Here is a 23,531-nt window from a genome sequence, read left to right on the forward strand (position 1 = left end):
ATATGCCGCAAACGAGGACATTATGCTGGATCTGTGAGTGAACACGAGACACCGGAGACTCCCCAGCCCCACGACCCGGCGGCGGCCGATTCCGCGTCGGACGCGGTCCCCACGCCACCGCCCGCGCCGCCCGCCCCGTCGGACGGCCCGGACGCGCCCCCGACCACGCCGCCGACCGGCCCGGATGGCTCGGAGTACGTCCCCGGCGCACACGCCCTCCCGCCCGCGGATCCGCGGCACGCTCCCGGCCACGCCTCGGCGAACGCACCCGGCGAGCCCTCTCCGGGGCTGACCGACGGCCAGTCGGCTCCCGGTCAGCCCGCGCCGGGCCAGCCCTACGGCCAGCCCGCGCCGGGCCAGCCCTACGGTCAGCCCGCGCCGGGCCAGCCCTACGGTCAGCCCGCGCCGGGCCAGTCCTACGGCCAGCCCGCACCCGGTCAGCCCGCACCCGGCCAGCCCTACGGCCAGCCCGCACCCGGTCAGCCTGCACCCGGCCAGCCCTACGGTCAGCCCGGACCGGGTTTTCCGCCGGCGGGGCCGGAGATCGGCCCCAACAAGAAGCTTCCGCTCGGTGCGCTCATCGGCATCATCGCGGCGGGAGTCGTCGTGCTGCTCGTGATCGCCCTGGCCATCATCATCCCGCTGGCGGGTCGCGGCGGTGACGCCGGAGGTGGCTCGAACGGCGAGCCCGCGCCGCCCGCGGCCACCCCGGAGGAGTGGGTCGAGGAGTACCTCACCGCCCTTTCGGAGGGCGATGCCGAGACGGCGCGGAAGTACGTCGACACCTCGTCCTACAGTGATGCGCTCCTCACGGACGAGGTGCTCGCGGCCTCCCTCGAGCTGGGCGCCATCGACGATATCGAGGTCGGCGAGGCCGAGGAGGGCGAGTACAGTGACGTCGTCGTGCCCGCGACCTTCACGGTCGGCGGCACCGAGGTGACACGCGAGTTCGAGATGTATCAGAGTGAGTACGACGGTGACATCACCATGTACAACGGAGGCGCGCGAATCTCGACCTACGGGTTCGACGACATCGGCCTCACGGTGAACGGGGTGGAGATCTCGGAGGACGCCCTGGTCTTCCCGGGCATGTACGAGTTCGCGACGAGCCTCGAAGAGTTCACGATCGAGGGCGAGACGACGCTTCTCGTCGCGGACGAGAAGAGCGAAGAGGCGGCGAGCATGCTGCGTCCCGTGCTGAGCGAGACGGGGGTGGCATCGTTCCGCGAACTGGTCACCGCCTCGCTGCGCGAGTGCCTGGCGATGAAGACTCTCGCGACCCCCTGCGGCATGGACGTCACCGGCCTCGAGCAGGACGGCTTCAGCCCCGTCGACGGAACCGTGACCCGCGCCCTCACCGCCGAGGGCGAGGCGTCGCTCGCCGCCCTCGTCGGAGAGGTCAGCGACCGCGCGGTCGTTTCGACCTACGAGTCGTTCCGCACCGACATCACGCTCGAGGGGCAGAATGCCGCGGGTGAGCGCGGTGCGTTCGAGGTGCTCTTCGGCGCGGGGATGCTGTCCCCGAAGGTCGACTTCGCCGCGGAGGCGCCGACGGTCGTCTGGGAGTAGTCGCGGCATCCGCTTCGCGCACAGAAAGGCCCGGCATCCGAGATGGATGCCGGGCCTTTCGTGGTCTGGGGCCCTTCGACAGGCTCAGGGACCCAGGGTGGTGGGGCCCTTCGACAGGCTCAGGGACCCGGGGTGGCTCACGGGCCCAGGGGGTCAGGCGCGCGTCACCTCGAGCTCGATGACCGACCACGACAGGGCCGGCAGCGTCGCGCGCACCGTGCCGTCGACGATCTCGGCGGCGGCGAGCGGCACCATGTGCACGGTGTCGGGGGTCGTCTCGAGGTTGGCGGTCCGGCGGTCGCCGCCCTGGGGGATCGTGAGCGTCTCGGCCTGACGCACGCGCAGGTCGCCGAGGCCGTGCAGGTCGATCGTCAGGTCGTTCGCCGAGTCGAGCGAGCGGTTGGCCACGAACACCACCAGGCGTCCGGTCTCCTCGTCCCACGTGGCGGCCGCATCGACCGAGTCGACGTCGCCGTAGCGCTTCGTCGCGATCTGCGAGGCCGAGACGGCGAGGCGCAGGATGCGCCCCTTCGCCAGCCGCGCCATCCGCTCGAACGGCCAGAAGCTGGTCTGGCGCCAGGCCGGACCGTTCTCCTCCGAGCGGATCGGCGCGATCACGTTCACGAGCTGCGCCTGGTTGGCGATGCGCACGCGGTCTCCGTGCCGCAGCAGGCTGTTGAGCAGGGTGCCGACGACGACGGCATCCGTCACCGAGTAGGTGTCCTCGATGAGGCGCGGGTGCTCGCGCCAGCCGGCCTTCGCGATCTCGCCCGCCTCGACATCGTTGTACTTGCGCTGATCCCACACGTTCCACTCGTCGAACGAGATGTCGACCTGCTTGGTGTGCTTGCCGGCGGCCTTCACGGCGTCGACCGTCGCGATGACGCCCTCGATGAAGCCATCCATGTCGACCGACTCCGCGAGGAACGACTCCGTGTCGCCGTCGTGCTCCTGGTAGTACGCGTGCATCGAGACGAAGTCGACCTCGTCGTAGGCGTGGGTGAGCACGGTGTGCTCCCACGACCCGAACGTCGGCATCGACCTGCTCGACGACCCGACCGCCACGAGTTCGATCGACGAGTCGACCAGCTTCATGGCCTTGGCCGACTCCTGCGCGAGACGGCCGTACTCGGCAGCGGTCTTGCCGCCGATCTGCCACGGCCCGTCGAGCTCGTTGCCCAGGCACCACAGCTTGATGTCGAAGGGCTGCTCGGCGCCGTTCTTGCGGCGCAGGTCCGACCAGTACGTGCCGCCCGGGTGGTTGGCGTACTCGACGAGTGCACGGGCCTCCTCGACGCCGCGGGTGCCGAGGTTGATCGCCTCCATCACCTCGACGTCGGCCTCCTTCGCCCAGTCCATGAACTCGTGCAGGCCGAAGGCGTTGGTCTCGATCGTGTGCCAGGCGCCGTCGATGCGCACCGGGCGGTCCTCGACCGGGCCGACGCCGTCCTCCCAGCGGTAGCCCGAGACGAAGTTGCCGCCCGGGTACCGCACGACCGTCGGCCCCATCTCCTTCACCAGGGCCAGAACGTCCTGACGGAATCCGCGTTCATCGGCCTGCGGGTGCCCCGGCTCGTAGATGCCGGTGTACACGCAGCGCCCCATGTGCTCGACGAAGGACCCGAAGAGCCTCCGGGGAACGTCGGCGATGGTGAAGTCGCGGTCGATGGTGATGCGGGCGTGAGACATTGCTCTCCTTGATTGCGGCGGATGCCGGGGTGCGGGGGTGCGGGATCACTGACCGCCGAAGCCGCTCGTCGCGACTCCCTTGACGATCTGCTTCTGGAAGATGAGGAACACGACGATGAGCGGGAGCGCCGCGAGCACGGCCTGGGCCATGACCTGTGCGTACTGCACGCCGTAGGCGCTGATCACGGTCTGGAGCCCGACCGGCAGCGTCATGAGCGTGGTGTCGTTGATGACGAGGAACGGCCACAGGAAGTTGTTCCACGCTCCGATGAACACGAAGATCGCCACGGATGCCAGGATCGGCCGCGACAGCGGCAGCACGATCGACCAGAAGATGCGCAGGCGGCTGGCGCCGTCGACGCGGGCGGCGTCCTCGAGCTCGATCGGGATCGCGTCGAAGAACTTCTTGAGGATGAACACCATCGCCGGGGCCACGACCTGCGGCAGTATCAGACCCCAGTGCGTATCGATCAGGTTGAACGCGAGCATCTCGTAGAACAGCGGGATGATCAGCACCTGCGGCGGCACGACGATCGAGGCGATGATCACGACGAACAACCACTTGCGGCCGGTGAAGTCGAGCCGCGAGAAGGCGTAGGCGGCCAGAGCCGAGATCGTCAGCGTGATGAGGGTGACGGCGACCGAGGTCCACAGGCTGTTGAGCGCCCAGACGTACACGTTTCCCTGCGAGAGGATCGCCGTGAACGCCTCGAGGGTGGGGCCGCTCGCGCCGATCCATCCGGGATCGCCGGATGCGGCATCCGTCTCGGTCTTGAAGGCGGTCGCGACCGCCCAGAGGAACGGCAGCAGCCATCCGATCGCGAGGAGCGCCAGCACCACGAACGCGGCGATGCGCAGCGGCGAGAACGGCTTCTGGCCGGGGAGCTTCGGGCGCGCGGTGCGCCGGTGGCGGGGAACGGTGAGCGTGCGGGTGTGGTCGTCGGATGCGGACTCGGTGGGGATGAGGGTGGCGGAGGACATCACTGCTCCTTCTTGCGACGCGTGACCAGGGTCTGCGCGACGCCGATGATGACGATGAGGGCGAAGAAGACGTACGAGATCGCCGCGGAGTATCCGAAGCGGTAGTTCACGAAGCCGGCCTCGTAGATGTACTGCACGATCGAGCGCGTGGTGTCGCTCGCGACCCCGCCGAGCATCTGGTACGCCTGGTCGAACAGCTTCAGCGACGCGAGGATCTGCAGGATGAGGATCAGCACCGTGGCCGGTCCCAGTTGCGGGAGCGTGATCGACCAGAACTGGCGCCAGGCGCCGGCCCCGTCGAGGGACGCCGCCTCGTACTGCTGCGGGGGGATGTTCTGCATGGCCGCGAGGTAGAGCAGGAAGTTGAACCCGACCGTCCACCACACCGTCGCGATCACGATCGACAGCATGTTGGTGTCGGAGTTCTGCAGCCACGCGATCGGCTCGAGACCGAAGAACTTCAGGATGTTGTTGGCCGCGCCGATCTGCGGGTTGAAGATCCACACCCAGATCTGCGAGATCACGGTGGACGCGAGCAGGTACGGCATGAAGAACGACAGCCGCCAGAGCCACTGCCCGGGCAGGCCGCGGTCGACGAGTGCCGCCATGAGCAGCGCCACGGCGACGAGCGGCACGGTCGACAGCAGCGTGAACCACACCGTGTTCCACATCGACTGCCACATGACGGGATCGACGAGGGCTTCGGCGTAGTTCGCGAAGCCGACGAACGCTCCGCCGGCGCCCGTGAGCGACTGGTCGGTGAAGCTCAGATAGATGCCGTGCAGGATCGGCCATGCCAGGAACAGCACGAAGGCGATGAGGAACGGAACCAGGAAAGCCCAGCTGATGAGCTGCTCGCGCTTGCGGGAGCCGGCGCGGCGGAGACGGAAATCGGATGCCCCGCCGGTGACGAGGGTGCGGGTGGCGGTCGAGGTCATGACTTCCACGTCCCTTCGGGGTCGGCCGGATTGGGTTGGCGCAGCAGCGTGTTCACGCGCGCCTCGAAGCGGTCGATCGCGGCGGCCGGATCGGCGCCCGAGAGGAGCACGTTCTGCACCGCGGCACCGAACTCGCCCTGGAAGCTCGAGCCGGAGCCCGTGAACCACGCGGTCGGGTCGTAGACGACGTGGTCGGCGGCCGAGGCGTAGTGCGCCTGGGGCACGAGGTCGTCGTAGGCGGGCGATGAGGTCACGGGGAGGTAAGCGGGGATGTGCCCGGCCTCGGCCCACTGGAACGAGTCCTTCAGCATGTCGGCGACGAAGCGGTACACGAGGTCGCGGCGCTCGTCGTTCGCGTTCGCCTGGTGCGGCAGCACGAAGGAGTGCGAGTCGGCGTACACCGCCGGTGTGCCGTAGAGGGTCGGGATCGTGGTCGCATCGAACGGCAGGTTCGCGGCCTGCATCGTGCGCAGCTCCCAGACACCGGTCATGAGCATGCCGCTCTTGCCGGTCGCGAACTCGGCCACGGCTCCGCCGTAGTCGGCGCGCGCGGCCGCGATCTCACCGTCGAGGAGCGTCTGCATGAAGCGGAGCGCCTCGACCGCGGCATCCTTGTCGATCACGGCCTTGCCGCCCACGGGCAGTTCGATCTGCAGGCCGTGCTGCGCGTAGAGGCCGTAGAACAGGCGCCACATCTGGGCGCCATCGCCGAGGTAGCCGAACGACAGGGCGTGATCGGGAGCCTGGGCGCCGACCTCGCGGAGCTGGTCGACGAACTCCTCGGGCGACGAGGTCTCACGCAGCGTGCCGTCCGAGTCGAGCACCCCCGCGGCGTCGCAGATGTCGGTGTTGAACATGAGCACGAAGGGGTGGGCGTCGAGGGCGACGCTGAAGAGCCGGTCGCCGACGAAGCCCTTCTCCCAGATCGGGCCGGGGAAGGTGGAGCGATCGACGCCGAGCTCGGCGAGGCGGTCGACGTCCCAGGCGTCGAGGAGCCCGCCGGGGGCCCAGCCGTTCACGCGGGTGGCGTGCATGATCGCGACGTCGGGGGCGCGTCCGCCGGCGCCCGCCATCGCGAGCTTCGTGTAGTACGGCGTGCCCCAGGCGAGCACGGTGGGGCGGATGCGGTAGTCGGACTGCGCCGAGTTCACGCCGTCGAGCAGCGACGACATCGTCACGCCGTCGCCTCCCGAGAGCAGGTGCCAGAACTGGAGGGTCTCGGTGCGAGAGCCGGTGGGGGAGAGGGGGGAGCAGCCGGCGAGCAGCGCTGCGCCGGCGGTGAGCGTGGCGGCGGTGAGGAACTGCCGGCGGGACAGATCGAGCGGGGGCGTCATCGTCACTCCTTCGTGACCGGATGGTGGACGCCTCATCATTACATCGATGTAATCGCGGGCGCAAGCGTGCGATCCGAACGAATGCAGGGTCCTAAGGGCGGTAGCCGAGCGGTGCGGCCTTCGTGCTGTCTCGCTCGAGGAGATGATGCGACAGCGTCAGCGCCCGCGGGGGAGCGGCCCGGTCGTCCATGCGGGTCTCGAGCAGGCCGAGGGCGGCGACCGCGAAGGCCCGGCGGTCGAACGCGATGGTCGTCAGAGAGGGAGAGGTGTACTTCGAGAACTCGACGTCGTCGAAGCCCGTGACGATCACGTCCTCCGGCACGCGCACACCGCGGTCGTGCAGGGCGTGCAGGGCGCCGAGGGCGAGGGAGTCGGTGAAGGCGACGATCGCATCGAAGGCGACGCCGCGCTCGAACAGCGTGCGCACGGCATCCGCCCCGCCCGCCATCTCCCACGGCAGGCGATTGACCTCGAGCGCGGGGTCGCGGGGGATGCCGGCCTCCCGCAGCGCGTCGTGCACGCCCTCGAGTCGCAGTCGGCTCGTCGCGGTCGCGACCGAGGGGTCGTCGTCGGCGCCGACCACCGCGATCCGCCGGGCGCCGCGCGCCAGAACGTGCCGCGTGGCGTCGGCGGCGGCGAGCCGGCTGTCGATGCGCACGTGATCGGCGCGGTTCTGCTCGACCTCGCCGATCACGACGAGCGGCGGCAGGCGGTCGGCGTACTTGAGCACGCTGTCCTCGAGACGGATGGGGTTGAGGATCAGGCCGTCGACGAGGTGGGCGCGGGCGCGGGAGACCAGCTCCTTCTCACGCTCGGGCTCGGATGCCGTTTCCTCGATCTGCACGGCCAGCCCCCGCTCGTGCGCGGCTTCGACGATGCGGTGCACGAGCTCGGCCGAGAACGCGGTCGCGAGATCGGGGAGGGCGACGGCGATGATCCCCGAGCGTCCCTTGCGCAACCCGCGGGCGCTGAGATTCGGCACGAAGTCGAGCTGCGCCATCGCCGCTTCGACCTTGGAGCGAGTGTCGTCGTTCACGGGGACGGTGCCGGTGACGACGTTCGAGACCGTCTTCGGAGAGACGCCGGCGAGAGCGGCGACGTCTTTCATCGTCGCGCGGCGCGGCGGGGTCGTCGTCATGCGGTCAGCCTACCGGCGGGGTCGCCATCCGCCGCAGTACATCGTTGTAGAGGATGTGCTCCTGGCTATGCTGGCGCGATGGGCAACGAACGCAACTGGGCGGGCAACCTCACCTATCGGGCATCCCGGGTCGAGCATCCGGCGTCGATCGACGAGCTGCGGGCGCTGCTCGCGCAGGGCGGACCGGTGCGGATGCTGGGCTCGCGCCACTGCTTCAACGACATCGCCGACACCGAGGGTGCGCTGATCGCCCTCGACCGACTGCCCGCGGTCTTCGAGGTGAGCCCGGAGCGCGACGCCGTGCGGGTGGCCGGAGGACTGCGCTACGGCGACATCGCCCCGCTGCTCGCCGGCGAGGGGCTCGCACTCGCCAACCTCGCCTCGCTGCCGCACATCTCCGTCGCCGGTGCCGTCGCCACCGGAACCCACGGCTCGGGTGACGCGATCGGCTCTCTCGCGAGTGCCGTGCGCGCTCTCACGATCGTCACCCCGGGTGGCGAGACGCGCGAGCTGCGTCGCGGCGACACCGACTTCGACGGTGCGGTCGTGAGCCTCGGCGCCCTCGGCGCGGTCGTCGACCTCACCCTCGACGTCGAGCCGACCTACGACGTCGCGCAGCACGTCTTCGAGCATCCGTCGTGGGACGCGATCCTCACCGACCTCGAAGCGGTCACCGGCATCGGCACGAGCGTCAGCATCTTCTCGACCTGGCAGCACACCGACGTCGCCGACCAGATCTGGGTCAAGCAGCGCCTCCCCGAGGCGCGCGAGGCCGCCCGCGAGTCCCTGTTCGAGAGCCTGGGGGCCGAAGCCGCGGCGCGCAAGCGGCATCCGATCCTCGGCGTCGACCCCGTCGCGTGCACCGAACAGCTCGGCGCGCCTGGGCCGTGGTTCGAGCGGCTCGCGCACTTCAAGCTCGAGTTCACCCCTTCGGCCGGTGCCGAGATCCAGAGCGAGTACCTCGTGCCCCGCGCCGACGCCGTCGCCGCGATCCAAGCCGTGCGCTCGCTCGCCGGGCAGATCGCTCCGCTGCTGCTGGTGAACGAGATCCGCACGGTGAAGGCCGACGACCTCTGGCTGAGTTCGTCGTACGGCACGGATGCCGTCGGCATCCACTTCACCTGGAAGCCGGACGAATCGGCCGTGCGCGCATTCCTGCCGACGCTCGAAGCGGCGCTGCCGCCCACCGCACGCCCGCACTGGGGCAAGGTGTTCACGCTCGACGCGGCCGAGGTGCGCGAACGGTATCCGCGCTTCGACGACTTCGCCGCGCTCGCCGCGCGCTTCGACCCGGAGCGGCGGTCGGTGAACGGGTTCTTGGAGCGGCTCGGGCTCTGAGCGGTGCGCGGAGCACACCGGCTCTTGCGTTCCCAAAACTGTTACCGGTAACATCCGAGTCAGACGCCCGCCGCATCCTCATCGGATGCCACGCGGTCGACGACGATCGTCGTCCTGCATCTCGAGGAGGAGAGCGCATGAACAGCTTCGACGGACCCACCCGCCCCGACGTCGACCCCGAACGTCGGCACGCCCTCTAGCGCGCCCCCCGCGCCTCGCACCCTGAGGCGCCTCGCCCCACGACCCACGAGGAAGCCGGCGTCCGGCTCCGCGGCGATCCGCCGTCGGCCCGAACGACGCCGCTGAGAACCCCGCACGACCGCACCGGCGATCGAACGGATCCGTCCGTCCGACCGCGATCTCGGCGCGCCATCGAGCGACCCCAGAGAAGGAGAACAGCAGTGAAGAGACCACACAGAACCGTCGCCGCGCGCGGCCGATCGGGGGCGCGCTTCGCCGCGCTGCTCGGGGTCGCCGCGCTCGCCGCGTCATCGTTGACGCTCGGCGCGACGAGCACGGCATTCGCCGCGCCGACGCAGCTCATCGGGAACGGCACGTTCGAGACGGGCATCAGCGGCTGGTCCGCGCCTCTCGGCGGAACGCTCGCCGAGAGCACGGATGCGCGCACCGGGGCGAAGTCGCTCCAGATCAGCGCCCGCACGTCGTTCCAGTCCGGTCCGACGGCCACCGTCACCGGCCTGCTCGACACCGGCAGCTCGTACGACCTGAGCCTGTCGCTCAAGTTCGCGGAGGGGCGCGAGACGCAGAACTTCAACGTCGTGCTGTGCACGTCGACCCGCAGCCGCTGCGATGTCGTCGCCTCGACGACGGCCACGGCGGGCCAGTGGGCGACGGTGCAGAAGACCTTCACGCCGCTCAGCGCCGAGTACGACCTGCTCTTCGTCGAGACGCCATGGAACACCGATGTGCAGAGCTTCGTCATCGACGACGTGGCCCTCGTCGCGCAGGACGGTTCGGGTGCCGCGGTCGAGCCGCCCGCCGTGCCGGGGAACCTCCTGCCCGACGGTCGCTTCGTGACGGACAGCGCCGGATGGACGAACACCCGCGGCGGAATGCTCGCGCTCAGCGAAGACGCGGCATCCGGCGCGCACTCGCTCGCGGTCTCCGGGCGCGAGAACACGCAGTCGGGGCCGTTCGCCAGCGTCAGCGGCAAACTGGAGCTCGGCGCCTCGTATCGCGTGACGGGCAAGCTCAGGTACGACGAGGGCGCCGACACGCAGCAGTTCAACTTCACCTTCTGCCCCTCCAACTTCAACGGATGCGCGGACTACGGCCACACGTTCACGAAGGGCGAGTGGGGCACGTTCTCGCAGGAGTTCACGGCCGAGGCGCGCCACGCCGCCGCGGACTGGTTCTTCGTCGAGACGCCGTGGGGGTCGTCCACGCTGCAGGACTTCGCCATCGACGAGGTGTCGCTCGTGAAGATCGCCGATGCACCGGCTCAGCCCGAATTCACCAGCCTCGAGAAGGTGCAGACGAAGCCCGTCGGGGACCACAACCCGCTGGTCGGTCACAAGTTCGGAGCAGATCCGCACCACCTCATCTACAACGGCCGCCTGTACATCTACTCGACGGACGACACTCAGCAGTACGAACTCAACTCCAAGGACGAGAACGGCCTCCCGACGCAGTCGAACGGATACGGCGGAATCACCCGGTTGAACGTGATGTCGACGAGCGACATGGTGAACTGGGTCGACCACGGCACGGTTCCGGTCGCCCGTGAGGGCGGCGCCGCTCCGTGGGCCCGCAACTCCTGGGCGCCCGCCGCGATCGAGAAGGACGGCAAGGTCTACCTCTACTTCTGCGACAGCGGAACGGGTACGGCCGTGGTCGTCGGCGGCTCTCCGCTCGGCCCCTGGGAAGACCCGCTCGGCAAGAAGATCATCCCCGACACCGTCGACCGCGACTACATCGCCGGGGGCGGGTTCCCCGCGGGCATGTGGCTGTTCGACCCCGAGGTCTTCATCGACGACGACGGACAGGGGTACCTGTACTTCGGCGGGAACTCGCAGATCGGCACCGCGCCGAACGTGCAGGGCCCGCAGAATCCGAAGTCGACCCGTGTGGTCAAACTGAAGGACGACATGGTGACCCTCGACGGCGACCCGGTCGAGATCGACGCCCCCGGCATGTTCGAGGCCTCCAGCCTCTTCAAGCGCGGTGACACGTACTACTACTCGTACTCGTCGAACTTCCAGGTCAACGAGGTGCCGGGACTGTACCCGTCGCGCGGCGCGATCGCGTACATGATGACCGACGATCCGATGGATCTGTCGGCGTCGACCTATGCCGGGGTCGCCTTCCAGAACCAGAGCACGTTCTTCGGAGCGGGCAACGGCGGCAACAACCACTCCGACATGTTCACCTACAAGGGGGAGACCTACTTCACCTACCACGCTCAGACGCGCGGCGCGGCGTGGGCGGCGGCCCTCGGCACGCCGGGGTCGACCCAGGGCTACCGTTCGGTGCACATCGACAAGCTCGAGTTCAACGAGGACGGCACCATCAAGCCGGTCACCGGAACCCGGGCCGGTGTGAGCCAGGTGGAGAGCTTCGATCCGTATCGCACCTTCGAGGCCGAGACGCTCGCCTGGCAGCTGGGTCTCACGACGGTCTCCACGGATGAGGCGTCGGTCGAGTTCCCCGAGCACAACGGCGGAGGCAACATGGTGCTCTCCGGTGTGGACGACGGCGACTTCGCCGGCATCTCGGGCGTGGACTTCGGTGCGGGCGCGACCTCCGTCTCGGCATCCGTCAGGCCGCTCGTCGAGGGTGCGTCGGTGCAGGTGCGCCTCGACGATGTCGACGGTCCCGTCGTCGCCGAGATCCCGGTCGAGGGCACCCTCGGCGAATGGACGACGGTGAGCGCCGACGTGACCGGCGCTGCCGGGGAGCACGACGTGTTCTTCGTCTTCGCCGGACCGGAGGGGGTGGATGCCGACACCGATCTGTTCGAGGTCGACAACTGGTCCTTCGACGGTGAGGGCACCGAACCGGGCGAGCAGCTGGTCGCCTCGCTCTCGACGACCGAGGTCGTCGCCGGCGGCTCCGTCACCGTTTCTGCGACCGGTGTCCCGGTCGAGGAGGTCGAGATCGGGATCGAGAGCGAATACCGTGCCCTTGCGACCGCGTCGGTCGCCGAGGGGCGTCTGTCGTCGACCGTCGTCATCCCCGCCGACATCGAACCCGGCGCGCACACCATCGTGCTGCGCGACGGCGACGTGGACCTCGCGCGCCTCGCGCTCACCGTGGTCGCTGCGGAGGAAACGGGCGGCGGCGGGAACGGTGGGGGAACCGGGACCGGCGGCGGATCCGACCCCGGTTCGGGGGCGGGGGCCGGTGACGGATCCCTCGCCGCCACCGGCGGGGATGCCGCAGGGTCGCTGACGGCGGCGATCGTCGGCGGTCTGCTGCTCGCGGCGGGCTCGGCTCTGTGGCTGGCTCGACGCCGTCGACCGGGCATCACTCCGCACGAGTGATGACGTCAGCGGCGGTCACCGTATCGTGACCGTCGGGATCCGCCCGCTCGGACGCCCTCGGGAGTCCGAGCGGGCGGGTCCGTCGATCGTTGCGGCACCACGGTGTTCTCGGTAACATCGCTCGAGGCGAGGCCGACGGAGGTGCGGATGGTGAACGTCGGCTCGGACAAGCCCGGCATCCGGCAGGTCGCCGAGATCGCGGGCGTGTCCCACATGACGGTGTCGCGGGTGCTCAACGATCACCCGAACATCAAGCCGGACACCCGCCGCCGCGTGCTCGAAGCGATCGAAGAGCTCGACTACCGCCCCAACCTCGTCGCCCGAGCGCTCGCCACGCAGCGCTCGCGACGCATCGGGGTGCTCATCGAGAGTTCGGTCGCTTTCGGCCCTTCCAGCATCCTGCGCGCCGTCGAGCTCGCCGCTCGCACGGCCGACTACTCGGTCACCCAGATCGCACTGCACGAGGGCGACGGCACCTCCCCGCAGGAGGCGGTCGAGAACCTGATCACTCAGGGCGTCGACGCGCTCTGCGTCATCGCGCCGCGCTCGTCGTCGGTGGCCGCACTGCGCCGGGTATCGATCGGCGTGCCCATGCTCGTCGTCAAAGCCGATGCCGATCCGACCTTCCTCACGGTCTCGATCGACCAGCACGCCGGCACGAGCCTCGTCGTCGACCACCTCGTCGCGCTCGGGCATCGCGACATCCTGCACATCTCGGGCCCGCTCGACTGGCTCGACGCCCGTGCCCGGGAGCGCGCGTTCCACACCCGGGCGAAGTCCTGGGGGATCCGAGAGCGGCCGATCGTCGTCGGCGACTGGACGGCCGACTTCGCCTACGACTTCGCGATGGGGCTGAACAGGCTCCCCGACTACACCGCGGTCTTCGCCGCCAACGACGACATGGCGATCGGGCTCATCCACGGCCTGCACGACAAGGGGTTCGAGGTGCCGACCGACCTCAGCGTCGTGGGGTTCGACGACGTTCCGCTCGCGCGGCACTTCCTTCCTCCGCTCACCACCGTCCGGCAGGACTTCCATGCGCTCGGCGGAGCCGTCGTCGAGATGCTGCGAGCCGCGATCGAAGAGCGCGAGATCCCCCCGCTCACCCGCATCCAGACGGAGCTCGTGCCCCGGGCATCCACCGGGCCTCCGCGGGAGGTGCGCTGATGAGCGCGCTCGATCAGCACCCGCTGGTCGAACTGTCGGGGATCACCGTCGACTTCCCCGGCGTGCGGGCGCTCGACGATGTCGACTTCCGTCTCTTCCCCGGAGAGGTGCACGCCCTGATGGGCGAGAACGGGGCGGGTAAGTCCACCCTGATCGCGGTGCTCACCGGTACGTGCGCACCGGTCGCGGGGACGCTGACCGTGGCGGGGGTGCCGCGCAGGTTCTCGGGTGTCGCCGACAGCCGCGCCGCCGGGATCGCGACGGTGTTCCAGGAGACGCAGCTGAGTCCGAACCTCAGCGTCGGCGAGAACGTGATGCTCGGTCGCGAGCGCCGCGGCCTGCTCGGCATCGACTGGCGCCGTACGCGCATCGACGCCGCCGCCGCGCTCGCTCGACTCGGCCTCGACGACCTCGATCCTCGGACGCCCTTGGCGATGCTGTCGCCGGCGCAGAAGCAGCTGGTCGCGCTCGCGCGCTCGGTCGTCGACGACCCCGCGGTGCTCGTGCTGGACGAGCCCACGTCGAGCCTCGACCAGGCGGAGGTGGCCACGCTCATGCGCGTCATCCGCGGGCTGCGCGAGCGCGGAGTCGCGATCCTGTTCGTCTCGCACTTCCTCGAGCAGGCGTTCGCCATCAGCGACCGGATGACGGTGCTCCGTGGAGGACGCCTCGTCGCCGAGAATGCGACGCGGGATCTCGAGCGTGCCGACCTCATCTCGCAGATGCTCGGGAAGGACATCGAGAGCCTGCGGGCGCTCGGTTCTGAGCGCAAAGCGCATCACTACGCCACGGATGGCGAGGCGGCGATCCAGGCATCCGATCTCGGGCGCCGCGGCGAGATGGGATGCACCGACATCGAGGTGCAGCGCGGGGAGATCGTCGGCTTCGCCGGATTGCGGGGATCGGGGCGCACCGAACTCGCCAGCCTCATGGGCGGCATGGTGCGGGCCGACAGCGGTGAGCTGTGGGTCGACGGTCGGCGTGTGGATCTGCGCAGTCCGTCGGTCGCGTTGCAGCATCGGATCGCGATGTCGACCGAGAACCGGCGCTCCCAGGGGATCATCGGAGAGCTGACCGCGCGAGAGAACATCGTGTTGTCGCTGCAGGCCCTGCGAGGCTGGTCGCGGCCGCTGTCGGCGGCGGAGTCGGCCGAGCTCGTCGACACGTACGTGGAGGCGCTGCACCTCGATCCCGCCGATATGGATCGACCCGTCGGCCTGCTCTCGGGCGGCACCCAGCAGAAGGTCCTGCTGGCGCGCGCCCTCGCCACCCGCCCGCACGTGCTCATCCTCGACGAGCCCACGCGCGGGATCGACATCGCGGCGAAGCTCGAGATCCAGCGGCGGGTGAGCCAGCTGGCGGCCGGCGGCGTGGCGGTGGTGTTCATCTCCTCGGAGCTCGAAGAGGTCGTGCGGCTCAGCGACAGGATCATCGTGCTGAAGGATCGCGAGAAGATCGGCGAGCTGAGCAACGGTCCCGGCGTCACGGTCGACACCGTCGTCGAGATGATCGCCGCCGACTTCGAATCCGCCGAACATGTGTCCGGTAACACCGCGGGGGGCGACGCAAACCGCTGATTTTCAGAACATACGTTGTGTTCCATGAATTGTTCCCGGTAACATCGCCACCAGGACGCCGGACACGACGTCCTGCAATCACCAGGGACCACGACGGTCTCGACGGTTCGCCGGGTCGGTCCCGGCTTCTCGAAGAGGAGAAAACATGTTCGCGAAGAAGCGCATCCGCACCGCGCTGGGTCTGGCCGCAGCAGGAATGCTCGCCCTCGGCCTCACGGCGTGCGCCGGAGGATCGGACGGCGGAGACGCCGGCGGCGACTCCGGAGAGCTCACGACCGTCGGCTTCGTCGCCGTCGGCCCCGAAGGCGCCTGGCGCGAGGCCAACGAGGCCAACATCCAGGACACCTTCACCAAGGAAGCGGGCTACGACCTCAAGTACGCGCCCGCCACCAACCTCGACCAGAAGTCGCAGATCGACGCCTTCACGTCGTTCGTCGACGCCGGAGTCGACGTCATCCTGCTCTCCGCCACCGAGGCTTCCGGCTGGGAGGACTCGCTCAAGCGCGCTCAGGAGGCGGAGATCCCCGTGATCCTGCTCGACCGCGGCATCGAGCCCGACGACGACAGCCTCTACGTCACCCGCATCGCGCCCGACAACGTCGAGGTCGCGAAGGAGGTCGGCGCGTGGGCCGCGGCGACCTTCCCCGACGGTGGCAACTACGTCGTGCTCGAGGGCCCCGCGGGCGTCGGTGTCGTGAACGAGCGCAACGAGGGCTTCGACGAGGGCCTCGGCGACGCCTCGCTGACGAAGCTCGATGCGCAGACCGCGAACTGGTCGGCGGAGGAGGGCAAGAGCGTCTTCGAGACGATGCTCAAGGCCAACAACAACGACATCCAGCTCGTGTTCGCGCAGAACGACGAGATGGGCCTGGGTGCTGCACAGGCCGCCGAGGAAGCCGGGCTCGTCGTGGGCGAGGACGTCAAGATCGCGACGATCGACGGAACGAAGAGCGCCATGCAGGCGCTCGCGGACGGTGAGCTGAGCTACGTCCACGAGTACAACCCGCTGTTCGGCGAGACCGCGCTCGACGTGGTCGAGAAGACCCTCGCCGGAGAGGACGTCGATTCGTACATCGTCGTGCCGAGCGAGGAGTTCGACTCCGCGGACGCGGCGAAGGCCGTGCTCGCCGACCGCAAGTACTGATCGGACGCCGGCACAGCACCGGCCCGGCCCGGGTGGCGCCGCTCACGCGACGCCACCCGGGCGAACCACACGGAGAGACAGCGATGAACGAACCACAGCCCATCGTCGAGATGCGCGGCATCTCGATCGAGTTCCCGGGCGTCAAGGCGCTCGACGGGGTGGACTTCCGCCTCTTCCCCGGAGAGGTGCACGCCCTCATGGGCGAGAACGGCGCCGGCAAGTCCACGCTGATCAAGGCGCTGACCGGGGTCTACCGGATCGACTCCGGATCGATCGTGGTCGCGGGCAGCGAGCGCAGCTTCTCCGGCACGGGCGACGCCCAGGCGGCCGGGATCTCGACCGTCTACCAGGAGGTCAACCTCGCACCGAATCTCTCCATCGGCGAGAACGTGATGCTCGGACACGAGGTGCGCGGCCTCTTCGACATCAACTGGCGAGCGACCCATCGTGCCGCGACGGCCGCGCTCGCCCGACTCGGGCTGGAGCACCTCGACACTCATCGGCCGCTGTCGACCCTGTCCATCGCGATGCAGCAGCTCGTCGCGATCAGCCGCGCGATGGCCATCCAGGCCAAGGTGCTCATCCTCGACGAGCCCACATCGAGCCTCGACGCCGCCGAGGTGGAGAACCTCTTCGCGGTCATCCGCGCGCTCCGCGCCGACGGCGTCGCCATCCTCTTCGTCTCGCACTTCCTCGACCAGATCTACGCGATCAGCGATCGCCTCACGGTGCTGCGCAACGGGCGCTACGAAGGCGAGTTCCTGACCGCCGACCTCGATCGGCACGCACTGATCTCCACCATGATCGGCAAGGACCTCGACGCATTGAAGTCGCTGGGCGGCAACCGGCGTCGGGATCCCCGCGATCCCGGCGAGAGGCCGTACCTCGCGGCATCCGGGATCGGACGCCGCGGCGCGGTCGAGGCGACCGACCTCGAGATCCGCCGCGGCGAGGTCGTCGGCTTCGCCGGCCTCCTGGGAGCGGGTCGCACCGAGCTCGCCCGCCTGCTCTACGCGGCCGATCGAGCCGACGAGGGGAACGTCTCCATCGACGGACGGCCCGCCGATCTCAAGTCCCCGGCCGACGCGCTCGCTCGGCGCGTCGCGTTCTCCACCGAGAACCGGCGCGACGAGGGCATCATCGGCGATCTCACCGTGCGCGAGAACATCATCCTCGCCGTCCAAGCCAAGCGGGGATGGGCGCGCCCCATGTCGCGCAAGGAGCAGGACGCGATCGTCGAGAAGTACATCACCGAGCTCAACGTGCGCCCCGCCGACCCCGACCGCATGATCAAGAACCTCTCCGGCGGGAACCAGCAGAAGGTTCTTCTCGGCCGCTGGCTCGCCACCGAGCCCGAACTGCTCATCCTCGATGAGCCGACGCGCGGCATCGACATCGGTGCCAAGGCCGAGATCCAGGAGACGGTCGCCGCTCTCGCCGAGGACGGTGTCGCCGTCGTCTTCATCTCCTCCGAACTGGAGGAGGTCGTGCGGCTGTCCGAGCGCATCGTCGTCATCAAGGACCACCGCAAGATCGGTGAGATCCAGAACGGCCCCGACGTCACCGCCCAGGAGATCGTCGATGTGATCGCCGCCCACGGCGTCACCGCCGCTGCGGAGACACTCGACGACGCGGACGGCGCACAGGCCGAACCCGACATCCTCATCACCGACAAGGAAGACGCGCGATGACCACCGCCTCCGGCACGCCTGCATGGCGCGAGCTGATCCACAAGCCTTTCTTCTGGGGGATCGTCGCGATCCTGGCGCTCCTCGCGCTCAACGTCGTCAAGGATCCGACCTACCTGGCGCTCTCCGTCAACCCCAACAACGGTCATCTGGTCGGCAACGTCATCGACATCCTCCGCCAGGCGGCTCCGGTCATGATGATCGCGATGGGGATGTCCCTCGTCATCGCGACCGGCGGCATCGACCTCTCTGTCGGCTCGCTCATGGCCGTCTCCGGCGCCGTCGCGATGGAGTTCCTGAGCGCCGCCGGCGATTCCGACTCCATCGGGGTCGCGCTCGCCGCGGTCGGACTCGCGCTCCTCGTCACCGCGATCCTCGGCGCCGTCAACGGCATCCTCGTCGCCTACGTCGGGTTGCAACCCTTCATCGCGACGCTGGTGCTGATGCTGGCCGGCCGCGGCATCGCGAAGGTGATCACCGGTGGCCAGAACACCTCCGCATCGAGCACGCCCTTCCGGTGGATCTCGAACGGCTACCTCATCGGCATCCCGGTCGTGTTCATCCTCGCGGTGCTGCTGGTGATCGCCGTCGGCATGATCGTGCGCCGTAGCGCGCTCGGCCTCATGATCGAGGCGATCGGCATCAACCCCCGGGCGAGCCGGATGGCGGGCATCAAGCCGGCCGGACTCCTGCTCACCGCCTATGTCCTCAGCGGCATCCTCGCCGGGATCGCCGGAGTCATGTCCGTCGGCAGCGTCATGACCGTCGACATCTCGCGCACCGGTTACCAGCTCGAGCTCGACGCGATCCTCGCCGTCGTCATCGGCGGCGCCTCGCTCGCCGGCGGCAAGTTCTCCTTGGGCGGCGCCTTCGTGGGTGCGCTGCTGATCGCGACGCTCGACAAGACCGTGCTGTTCCTCGGCATCTCGTCCTCGGCGACGCCCGCGTTCAAGGCCATCGTCATCGTCGTCCTCTGCCTGCTGCAGTCCGAGAGGGTCCGGAGCTGGTTCGGCCGACGACGGAGGACACCGCTCGCCACGACCGAGCGACAGAACACGAAAGAGGAGGTGGCGGCATGACCGTCCTCACCGCGCCCACCGCCGGGACGTCGACCGCGACGGATCTGAAGAGCCGCATCCGCCGCACGATCCTGGCGAACCCCTCGGTCCTCCCGACCGTGGCTTCCGTGGTCATCTTCGTCGCGATGGTCATCTACGGTGAGATCGCCTACGGCCGCATCGTGCAGTTCAACACCCTGTCGAACCTCCTGATCAACAATGCCCACCTCGTGGTGCTCGCGGTCGCCCTCACGTTCGTCATCCTCACCGGCGGCATCGACCTCTCGGTCGGTTCGATCATCGCGTTCTCCTCGGTCGCCGGGGTGATGCTCTCCAATGCCGGATGGAACCCGATCGCTGTCGTCATCACGATGATCGGAGCCGGGGCGGCGTTCGGTGTCGTATCGGGTGTGCTGATCCGCTACTTCAACGTGCAACCCTTCATCGCGACCCTGGCGATGATGTTCCTCGGGCGCGGTCTCGCCTCCCTCCTGAGCACGACTCCCGAGCGACTCGACGAGGATTCGCCCATCCGCTGGCTCGGTGTCCAGCTCAAGGTGATCGACGGCCCCAAGGTGAACGACCTCGTGATCACCCCGGCCGTGATCATCGCCGCACTCGTGGTGGTCGTGGCGTTCTTCGTTCTGCACCGCACCCGCACGGGTCGCACGGTCTACGCGATCGGCGGCTCCGAGAACTCCGCGCTGCTGATGGGCCTGCCGGTGCGGCGCACCAAGGTCATGGTCTACGTGATCAGCGGCGCTCTCTCGGGCCTCGCGGCGGTGCTCTACACGGCGCGACTCGGAACGGCGCAGAACATCACCGGCATCGGCTGGGAGCTCGACGCGATCGCCGCGGCCGTCATCGGCGGCACGGTGCTCACCGGGGCCTACGGGTACGTGCTCGGCTCGGTGGTCGGGGCGCTCGTCCTCGGTCTGATGACGGTGCTCATCACTCGCGACGGAGGAATCCCTCCCGAGATGACGACCATCATCACCGGAGGCATCCTGCTCGTCTTCGTCCTTCTGCAGCGCGCGGTGGTCCGGAAGAAGGAGTAGCCGGGCGAGGGGTGCGTCAGACCTCGTCGCGCCAGGAGTGCTGCGGGTCGTAGCCCAGAACCCGCCGCGCTTTGTCGATCGACAGCAGCGTCTCGTTCGGTCCGACGTCGCGGGTGACCGGCACGCCGGGGAAGACCTCGGCGATCAGCTCGGCGTTCGGCCGCGACATCACCGTGTCGGCGGCCGCGATGATGAACCGGTCGAACCCGGGGGCCGCGACCTCGAGGGCGCGCTGTACGGCCTGGGCGCCGTCGCGGGCGTCGATGTAGCCCCACAGGTTCCACTTGCGCAGCGTCGCGTCGGCGTCGAAGGCGGGGAACGCGGCGTAGTCCTCGGGGTTCATGACGTTCGAGAACCGCAGCGCGGTGATCGAGATCTCCGGGTGCCAGCGCACGAGCTCGGTCGCCGACTGCTCCTCGAGCGTCTTCACCAGCGAGTACACCGACTCGGGCCGGGGCGGGTAGTCCTCGTCGACCGGGATGTAGGGCGGCGGCACGTCGAACGGCAGCCCCAGCACGGTCTCGCTCGACGCGTAGACGATGCGACGGATGCCGAGGCGCACCGCCGCCCAGAACACGTTGAACGTGGCCGGCATGTTGTTGTGGAAGGTGGCGACATCGCTGCGGATGCCGGGAGCGGGGATCGCCCCGAGATGCACGACCGCGTCGATGCCCTCGTGCCGGTCGCCGACCGCGGTGAACGCGTCGACCACCTGCCCGTAGTCCGTCAGATCGACCTGCACGAAGTCCGGACCGCGGACCCCCGTGACGTCCATGCCGATGACCTCGTACCCGTTCGCCCGGAGTTCCCTCGCGACGACGCGGCCGAGCTTGCCCGATGATCCGGTGAGAGCGATGCGCATGTCACCACAGTGCCACGGCATCCGCTCCCGGGGGTGTCCCTTGACTTCAGCGCGCCAGCCAGTGGCGCAGGCGCCGGGTCACCCAGGGCAGCACGAGGTAGGCCATGATCGGCGTCAGCACCGCGGTGGTCACGAGCACCCGCAGCCAGATCGGCAGCGCATCCCATCCCGGCACGGGTGACATCGCGTACGTGAAGGCGAGGTTCACCGGGAAGAACCCGAGCCAGATCGACACCGCCTGCTTCCACCGCGGCGGGGCGTTCACGACCGCGACCTCGGCCCGGCCATCCGTCGTCTGCACCGTGATCGTGCCGGTGGTCGGTTCGTCGAACCATCCCTCGATCCCGGTGCGGCGGCGGGAGCGCTCGCTGCGCACGAAGCCCTCGCCCATCGACAGCCACCAGCCGCGCTCGCCGGAGTCCTCCCACGCGGTGAGCGTCTGCTCGTCGGCGAACCGGTACAGCATGTGCCAGACGTTGGTCTCATCGCCCGACCGCACCCAGCCCGACCCGAGGAATCCCGGGTACTTGTTGGCGAGGTTGACGCCGGTCTGCACCCACGCGGTCGCCTCCGCGATGCGGGCGGGGTCGACTTCACGGCGGATGGACACGGTGATGGGATCACTGGACATGGTGGGGTCCTCGAGAGAGCGGGCGGCCCGGGTCGCGGGCCTGCGTGCGGGGTGCGCCGGGGTGATGGCGCGTCGTCGATTCTATTCGCGGCGTGTGACGGGCGGATTACGGCGCGGGCGCAGCGATCGGCGCAGAATGGGGGAATGAGCACGCGCAGCGAAGCCGTTCTGGTCGATGTCGTCCGCACCCCGGTCGGGCGCGGCAAGCCCGGGGGTGCGCTCTCGGGCGTGCATCCGGTCGATCTCGCCGCCGGAGTGCTGCAGGCGCTGCTCGAGCGCAACGGCCTCGACTCGCGTCAGATCGACGACGTGCTGCTCGGCTGCGTGAGTCAGGTGGGGGACCAGTCGACGAACATCGCGCGCCAGGCGGTGCTGGCCGCGGGCTTCGACGAGAGCGTGCCGGGGGCGACGATCGACCGGCAGTGCGGGTCGAGCCAGCAGGCGGTGCACATCGCGGCGCAGGGGATCATGGCCGGCGCCTACGACATCGTGATCGCGGGCGGGGTCGAGTCGATGAGCCGGGTGCCCCTCGGATCGTCGGCGGCCGGCGGCTCCCCGATGTCACCGCGCGTGCGCGCCCGGTATCCCGAGGGGCTGGTGAACCAGGGCGTCTCGGCCGAACTGATCGCGCAGCGCTGGGGGCTCGACCGTGACGCGCTCGACGCCTACGCCGCCGAGTCGCACCGGCGGGCGGCGGATGCCTGGGCCGCAGGCTTCTTCGATCGCACGGTCGTCGGGGTCGTCGAAGCGCCGGATGCCGTGACCGACGAGACGGTCCGAGCGGGAACCACGGCGGAGGGGCTCGCGGGTCTGAACCCGGCCTTCTGCACGGACGCGCTCGCCGCGCGCTTCCCCGACCTCGACTGGCGGATCACCCCGGGCAACTCCTCGCCGCTCACCGACGGCGCCTCGGCCGCGCTGCTGATGAGCGCCGAGAGAGCCGAATCGCTCGGGTTGGTTCCGCGCGCCGGCATCCGCTCGTTCGCCGTCGTCGGCGACGACCCGCTGATGATGCTGACGGGGCCGATCCCGGCGACCCGGCGGATCCTCGACCGCAGCGGCCTCACGATCGACGACCTCGATGCGTACGAGGTGAACGAGGCGTTCGCGTCGGTGCCGCTGGCCTGGGCGGCCGAACTCGGCGCCGACCCGGCCAGGCTCAACCCGCGCGGCGGCGCGATCGCGCTCGGACATGCGCTCGGCTCGTCGGGCACGCGCCTGCTCGGAACACTCGTGGATCACCTCGACGCGGTGTGTGGCCGCTACGGGCTGCAGACGATGTGCGAGGGCGGCGGCATGGCCAACGCGATGATCGTCGAGAGGCTGTAGGGCTACTCGGCCGTCCTGCGGCGGCGGGGCGCGGCCGAGCGCGGGGGGATCCGGCGCATGTGCTCGCGCACCTTCTCGAGCGGTGCGGTGAGCGAGCGGACGTCGTCGGCGTCGAGCGGCGCGAGGAACAACCTTCGCAGCTCGCCGATATGCCCCGGGAAGACGGCGGAGAGCACGGCCCGCCCGGCGTCGGTGATCGTGAGCGTCACGCCGCGCTCATCGTCGGGCGACGGGGCGCGCGTCACCAGGCCTCTCTTCTCGAGCAGGCCGGCCTGGTGGGTGAGGCCGCTGCGGCTGAGCACGATGCCATCGGCCAGCGCGGTCATGCGGGCGCTGCCGTTCGGTGAATCCCCGAGGGTCGCGAGCAGCTGGAACTGCACGTAGCTGAGGTCTCCGGTCTCCTTCAGCTGCTGTTCGACGGCGTGCCGCAGCAGGCTGCTCACCTCGATCAGCGCGAAGTACGCACCGAGTTCGGCGGGGTCGAGGGGAGGGGTGTCGGCGGCCATGCTCTCCAGTCTAGGTGTTTC

Annotated in this window: 18 protein-coding genes; 10 read left to right on the forward strand and 8 right to left on the reverse strand. The window is 69.3% G+C overall.

All coding sequences use genetic code 11. The features are described 5' to 3' along the window. The first annotated feature begins 33 nt into the window (after positions 1-33). Positions 34-1,569, forward strand: coding sequence for a hypothetical protein (locus tag WFJ97_RS12295; protein WP_336641685.1), 1,536 nt, complete (start codon positions 34-36; stop codon positions 1,567-1,569). A gap of 153 nt (positions 1,570-1,722) precedes the next feature. On the opposite strand, the gene arfA is transcribed toward WFJ97_RS12295, so the two are convergent. From arfA to WFJ97_RS12320, 5 genes are all read right to left on the reverse strand, one after another. Continuing rightward, complete coding sequence (gene arfA / locus WFJ97_RS12300; protein ID WP_336641686.1) at positions 1,723-3,258, reverse strand: arabinosylfuranosidase ArfA; 1,536 nt, start codon at positions 3,256-3,258, stop codon at positions 1,723-1,725. 45 nt (positions 3,259-3,303) lie between these two features. Further along, positions 3,304-4,239: a carbohydrate ABC transporter permease gene (locus tag WFJ97_RS12305; protein ID WP_336641687.1), complete on the reverse strand. Its 936-nt coding sequence runs from the start codon at positions 4,237-4,239 to the stop codon at positions 3,304-3,306. Beyond that, positions 4,239-5,177 carry a carbohydrate ABC transporter permease gene (locus WFJ97_RS12310; protein ID WP_336641688.1) on the reverse strand — a complete coding sequence of 313 codons (939 nt, stop codon included), beginning with the start codon at positions 5,175-5,177 and terminating at the stop codon, positions 4,239-4,241. Before WFJ97_RS12310 ends, WFJ97_RS12305 begins: the two co-directional genes overlap by 1 nt. Then, positions 5,174-6,511 carry an extracellular solute-binding protein gene (locus WFJ97_RS12315; RefSeq protein ID WP_247956944.1) on the reverse strand — a complete coding sequence of 446 codons (1,338 nt, stop codon included), beginning with the start codon at positions 6,509-6,511 and terminating at the stop codon, positions 5,174-5,176. Before WFJ97_RS12315 ends, WFJ97_RS12310 begins: the two co-directional genes overlap by 4 nt. Positions 6,512-6,602: 91 nt before the next feature. Then, the gene (locus tag WFJ97_RS12320; protein ID WP_247633794.1) at positions 6,603-7,649 is read right to left on the reverse strand and encodes a LacI family DNA-binding transcriptional regulator; all 1,047 of its coding nucleotides are present in this window, start codon (positions 7,647-7,649) and stop codon (positions 6,603-6,605) included. Between the two features lie 78 nt (positions 7,650-7,727). On the opposite strand from WFJ97_RS12320, the gene WFJ97_RS12325 reads away from it, so the two are divergent. The 8 genes from WFJ97_RS12325 (at position 7,728) to WFJ97_RS12360 (ending at position 20,182) form a co-directional block, all read left to right on the forward strand. Continuing rightward, the gene (locus WFJ97_RS12325) at positions 7,728-8,987 is read left to right on the forward strand and encodes a D-arabinono-1,4-lactone oxidase (RefSeq protein WP_336641689.1); all 1,260 of its coding nucleotides are present in this window, start codon (positions 7,728-7,730) and stop codon (positions 8,985-8,987) included. 401 nt (positions 8,988-9,388) lie between these two features. After that, positions 9,389-12,490, forward strand: a complete 3,102-nt coding sequence (locus WFJ97_RS12330; protein WP_336641690.1) for a carbohydrate binding domain-containing protein — start codon at positions 9,389-9,391, stop codon at positions 12,488-12,490. 147 nt (positions 12,491-12,637) lie between these two features. Continuing rightward, positions 12,638-13,657 carry a LacI family DNA-binding transcriptional regulator gene (locus WFJ97_RS12335; protein ID WP_247633797.1) on the forward strand — a complete coding sequence of 340 codons (1,020 nt, stop codon included), beginning with the start codon at positions 12,638-12,640 and terminating at the stop codon, positions 13,655-13,657. Continuing rightward, positions 13,657-15,234 carry a sugar ABC transporter ATP-binding protein gene (locus WFJ97_RS12340; RefSeq protein WP_336641691.1) on the forward strand — a complete coding sequence of 526 codons (1,578 nt, stop codon included), beginning with the start codon at positions 13,657-13,659 and terminating at the stop codon, positions 15,232-15,234. Before WFJ97_RS12335 ends, WFJ97_RS12340 begins: the two co-directional genes overlap by 1 nt. 145 nt (positions 15,235-15,379) lie before the next feature. Beyond that, a complete protein-coding gene (locus WFJ97_RS12345; protein ID WP_336641692.1) occupies positions 15,380-16,378 on the forward strand; it encodes a substrate-binding domain-containing protein in 999 nt (332 codons plus the stop codon). 83 nt (positions 16,379-16,461) lie between these two features. Then, entirely contained in the window at positions 16,462-18,069 is a 1,608-nt protein-coding gene (locus WFJ97_RS12350; protein ID WP_336641693.1) for a sugar ABC transporter ATP-binding protein, read from the forward strand. Beyond that, complete coding sequence (locus tag WFJ97_RS12355) at positions 18,066-19,145, forward strand: ABC transporter permease (protein WP_247633801.1); 1,080 nt, start codon at positions 18,066-18,068, stop codon at positions 19,143-19,145. Before WFJ97_RS12350 ends, WFJ97_RS12355 begins: the two co-directional genes overlap by 4 nt. Further along, a complete protein-coding gene (locus tag WFJ97_RS12360) occupies positions 19,142-20,182 on the forward strand; it encodes an ABC transporter permease (RefSeq protein ID WP_247633802.1) in 1,041 nt (346 codons plus the stop codon). Before WFJ97_RS12355 ends, WFJ97_RS12360 begins: the two co-directional genes overlap by 4 nt. Before the next feature lie 16 nt (positions 20,183-20,198). Here WFJ97_RS12360 and WFJ97_RS12365 read toward each other — a convergent pair whose 3' ends face one another. Beyond that, a complete protein-coding gene (locus WFJ97_RS12365; RefSeq protein WP_336641694.1) occupies positions 20,199-21,044 on the reverse strand; it encodes an NAD-dependent epimerase/dehydratase family protein in 846 nt (281 codons plus the stop codon). 46 nt (positions 21,045-21,090) lie between these two features. After that, positions 21,091-21,675, reverse strand: coding sequence for an antibiotic biosynthesis monooxygenase (locus WFJ97_RS12370; protein WP_336641695.1), 585 nt, complete (start codon positions 21,673-21,675; stop codon positions 21,091-21,093). Between the two features lie 144 nt (positions 21,676-21,819). Here WFJ97_RS12370 and WFJ97_RS12375 point away from each other — a divergent pair, with 144 nt between their 5' ends. Further along, the gene (locus WFJ97_RS12375; RefSeq protein WP_336641696.1) at positions 21,820-23,004 is read left to right on the forward strand and encodes a thiolase family protein; all 1,185 of its coding nucleotides are present in this window, start codon (positions 21,820-21,822) and stop codon (positions 23,002-23,004) included. 2 nt (positions 23,005-23,006) lie between these two features. On the opposite strand, the gene WFJ97_RS12380 is transcribed toward WFJ97_RS12375, so the two are convergent. Next, positions 23,007-23,510 (reverse strand): MarR family winged helix-turn-helix transcriptional regulator, encoded by a 504-nt coding sequence (locus tag WFJ97_RS12380; RefSeq protein ID WP_247624492.1) that lies wholly within the window; start codon positions 23,508-23,510, stop codon positions 23,007-23,009. Positions 23,511-23,531: the final 21 nt, after the last annotated feature.

It is taken from the genome of Microbacterium sp. USHLN272 (assembly GCF_037149655.1).
GTDB lineage: Bacteria > Actinomycetota > Actinomycetes > Actinomycetales > Microbacteriaceae > Microbacterium > Microbacterium galbinum.

Bases quoted from the DNA above. Each gene is read 5' to 3' on its own strand.
- WFJ97_RS12345 (WP_336641692.1), top strand. From the start codon at position 15,380: ATGTTCGCGAAGAAGCGCATCCGCACCGCGCTGGGTCTGGCCGCAGCA.
- WFJ97_RS12315 (WP_247956944.1), bottom strand. From the start codon at position 6,511: ATGACGCCCCCGCTCGATCTGTCCCGCCGGCAGTTCCTCACCGCCGCC.
- WFJ97_RS12340 (WP_336641691.1), top strand. From the start codon at position 13,657: ATGAGCGCGCTCGATCAGCACCCGCTGGTCGAACTGTCGGGGATCACC.
- WFJ97_RS12370 (WP_336641695.1), bottom strand. From the start codon at position 21,675: ATGTCCAGTGATCCCATCACCGTGTCCATCCGCCGTGAAGTCGACCCC.
- WFJ97_RS12305 (WP_336641687.1), bottom strand. From the start codon at position 4,239: ATGTCCTCCGCCACCCTCATCCCCACCGAGTCCGCATCCGACGACCAC.
- arfA (WP_336641686.1), bottom strand. From the start codon at position 3,258: ATGTCTCACGCCCGCATCACCATCGACCGCGACTTCACCATCGCCGAC.
- WFJ97_RS12350 (WP_336641693.1), top strand. From the start codon at position 16,462: ATGAACGAACCACAGCCCATCGTCGAGATGCGCGGCATCTCGATCGAG.
- WFJ97_RS12380 (WP_247624492.1), bottom strand. From the start codon at position 23,510: ATGGCCGCCGACACCCCTCCCCTCGACCCCGCCGAACTCGGTGCGTAC.
- WFJ97_RS12310 (WP_336641688.1), bottom strand. From the start codon at position 5,177: ATGACCTCGACCGCCACCCGCACCCTCGTCACCGGCGGGGCATCCGAT.
- WFJ97_RS12335 (WP_247633797.1), top strand. From the start codon at position 12,638: ATGGTGAACGTCGGCTCGGACAAGCCCGGCATCCGGCAGGTCGCCGAG.
- WFJ97_RS12365 (WP_336641694.1), bottom strand. From the start codon at position 21,044: ATGCGCATCGCTCTCACCGGATCATCGGGCAAGCTCGGCCGCGTCGTC.
- WFJ97_RS12320 (WP_247633794.1), bottom strand. From the start codon at position 7,649: ATGACGACGACCCCGCCGCGCCGCGCGACGATGAAAGACGTCGCCGCT.
- WFJ97_RS12325 (WP_336641689.1), top strand. From the start codon at position 7,728: ATGGGCAACGAACGCAACTGGGCGGGCAACCTCACCTATCGGGCATCC.
- WFJ97_RS12355 (WP_247633801.1), top strand. From the start codon at position 18,066: ATGACCACCGCCTCCGGCACGCCTGCATGGCGCGAGCTGATCCACAAG.
- WFJ97_RS12360 (WP_247633802.1), top strand. From the start codon at position 19,142: ATGACCGTCCTCACCGCGCCCACCGCCGGGACGTCGACCGCGACGGAT.
- WFJ97_RS12375 (WP_336641696.1), top strand. From the start codon at position 21,820: ATGAGCACGCGCAGCGAAGCCGTTCTGGTCGATGTCGTCCGCACCCCG.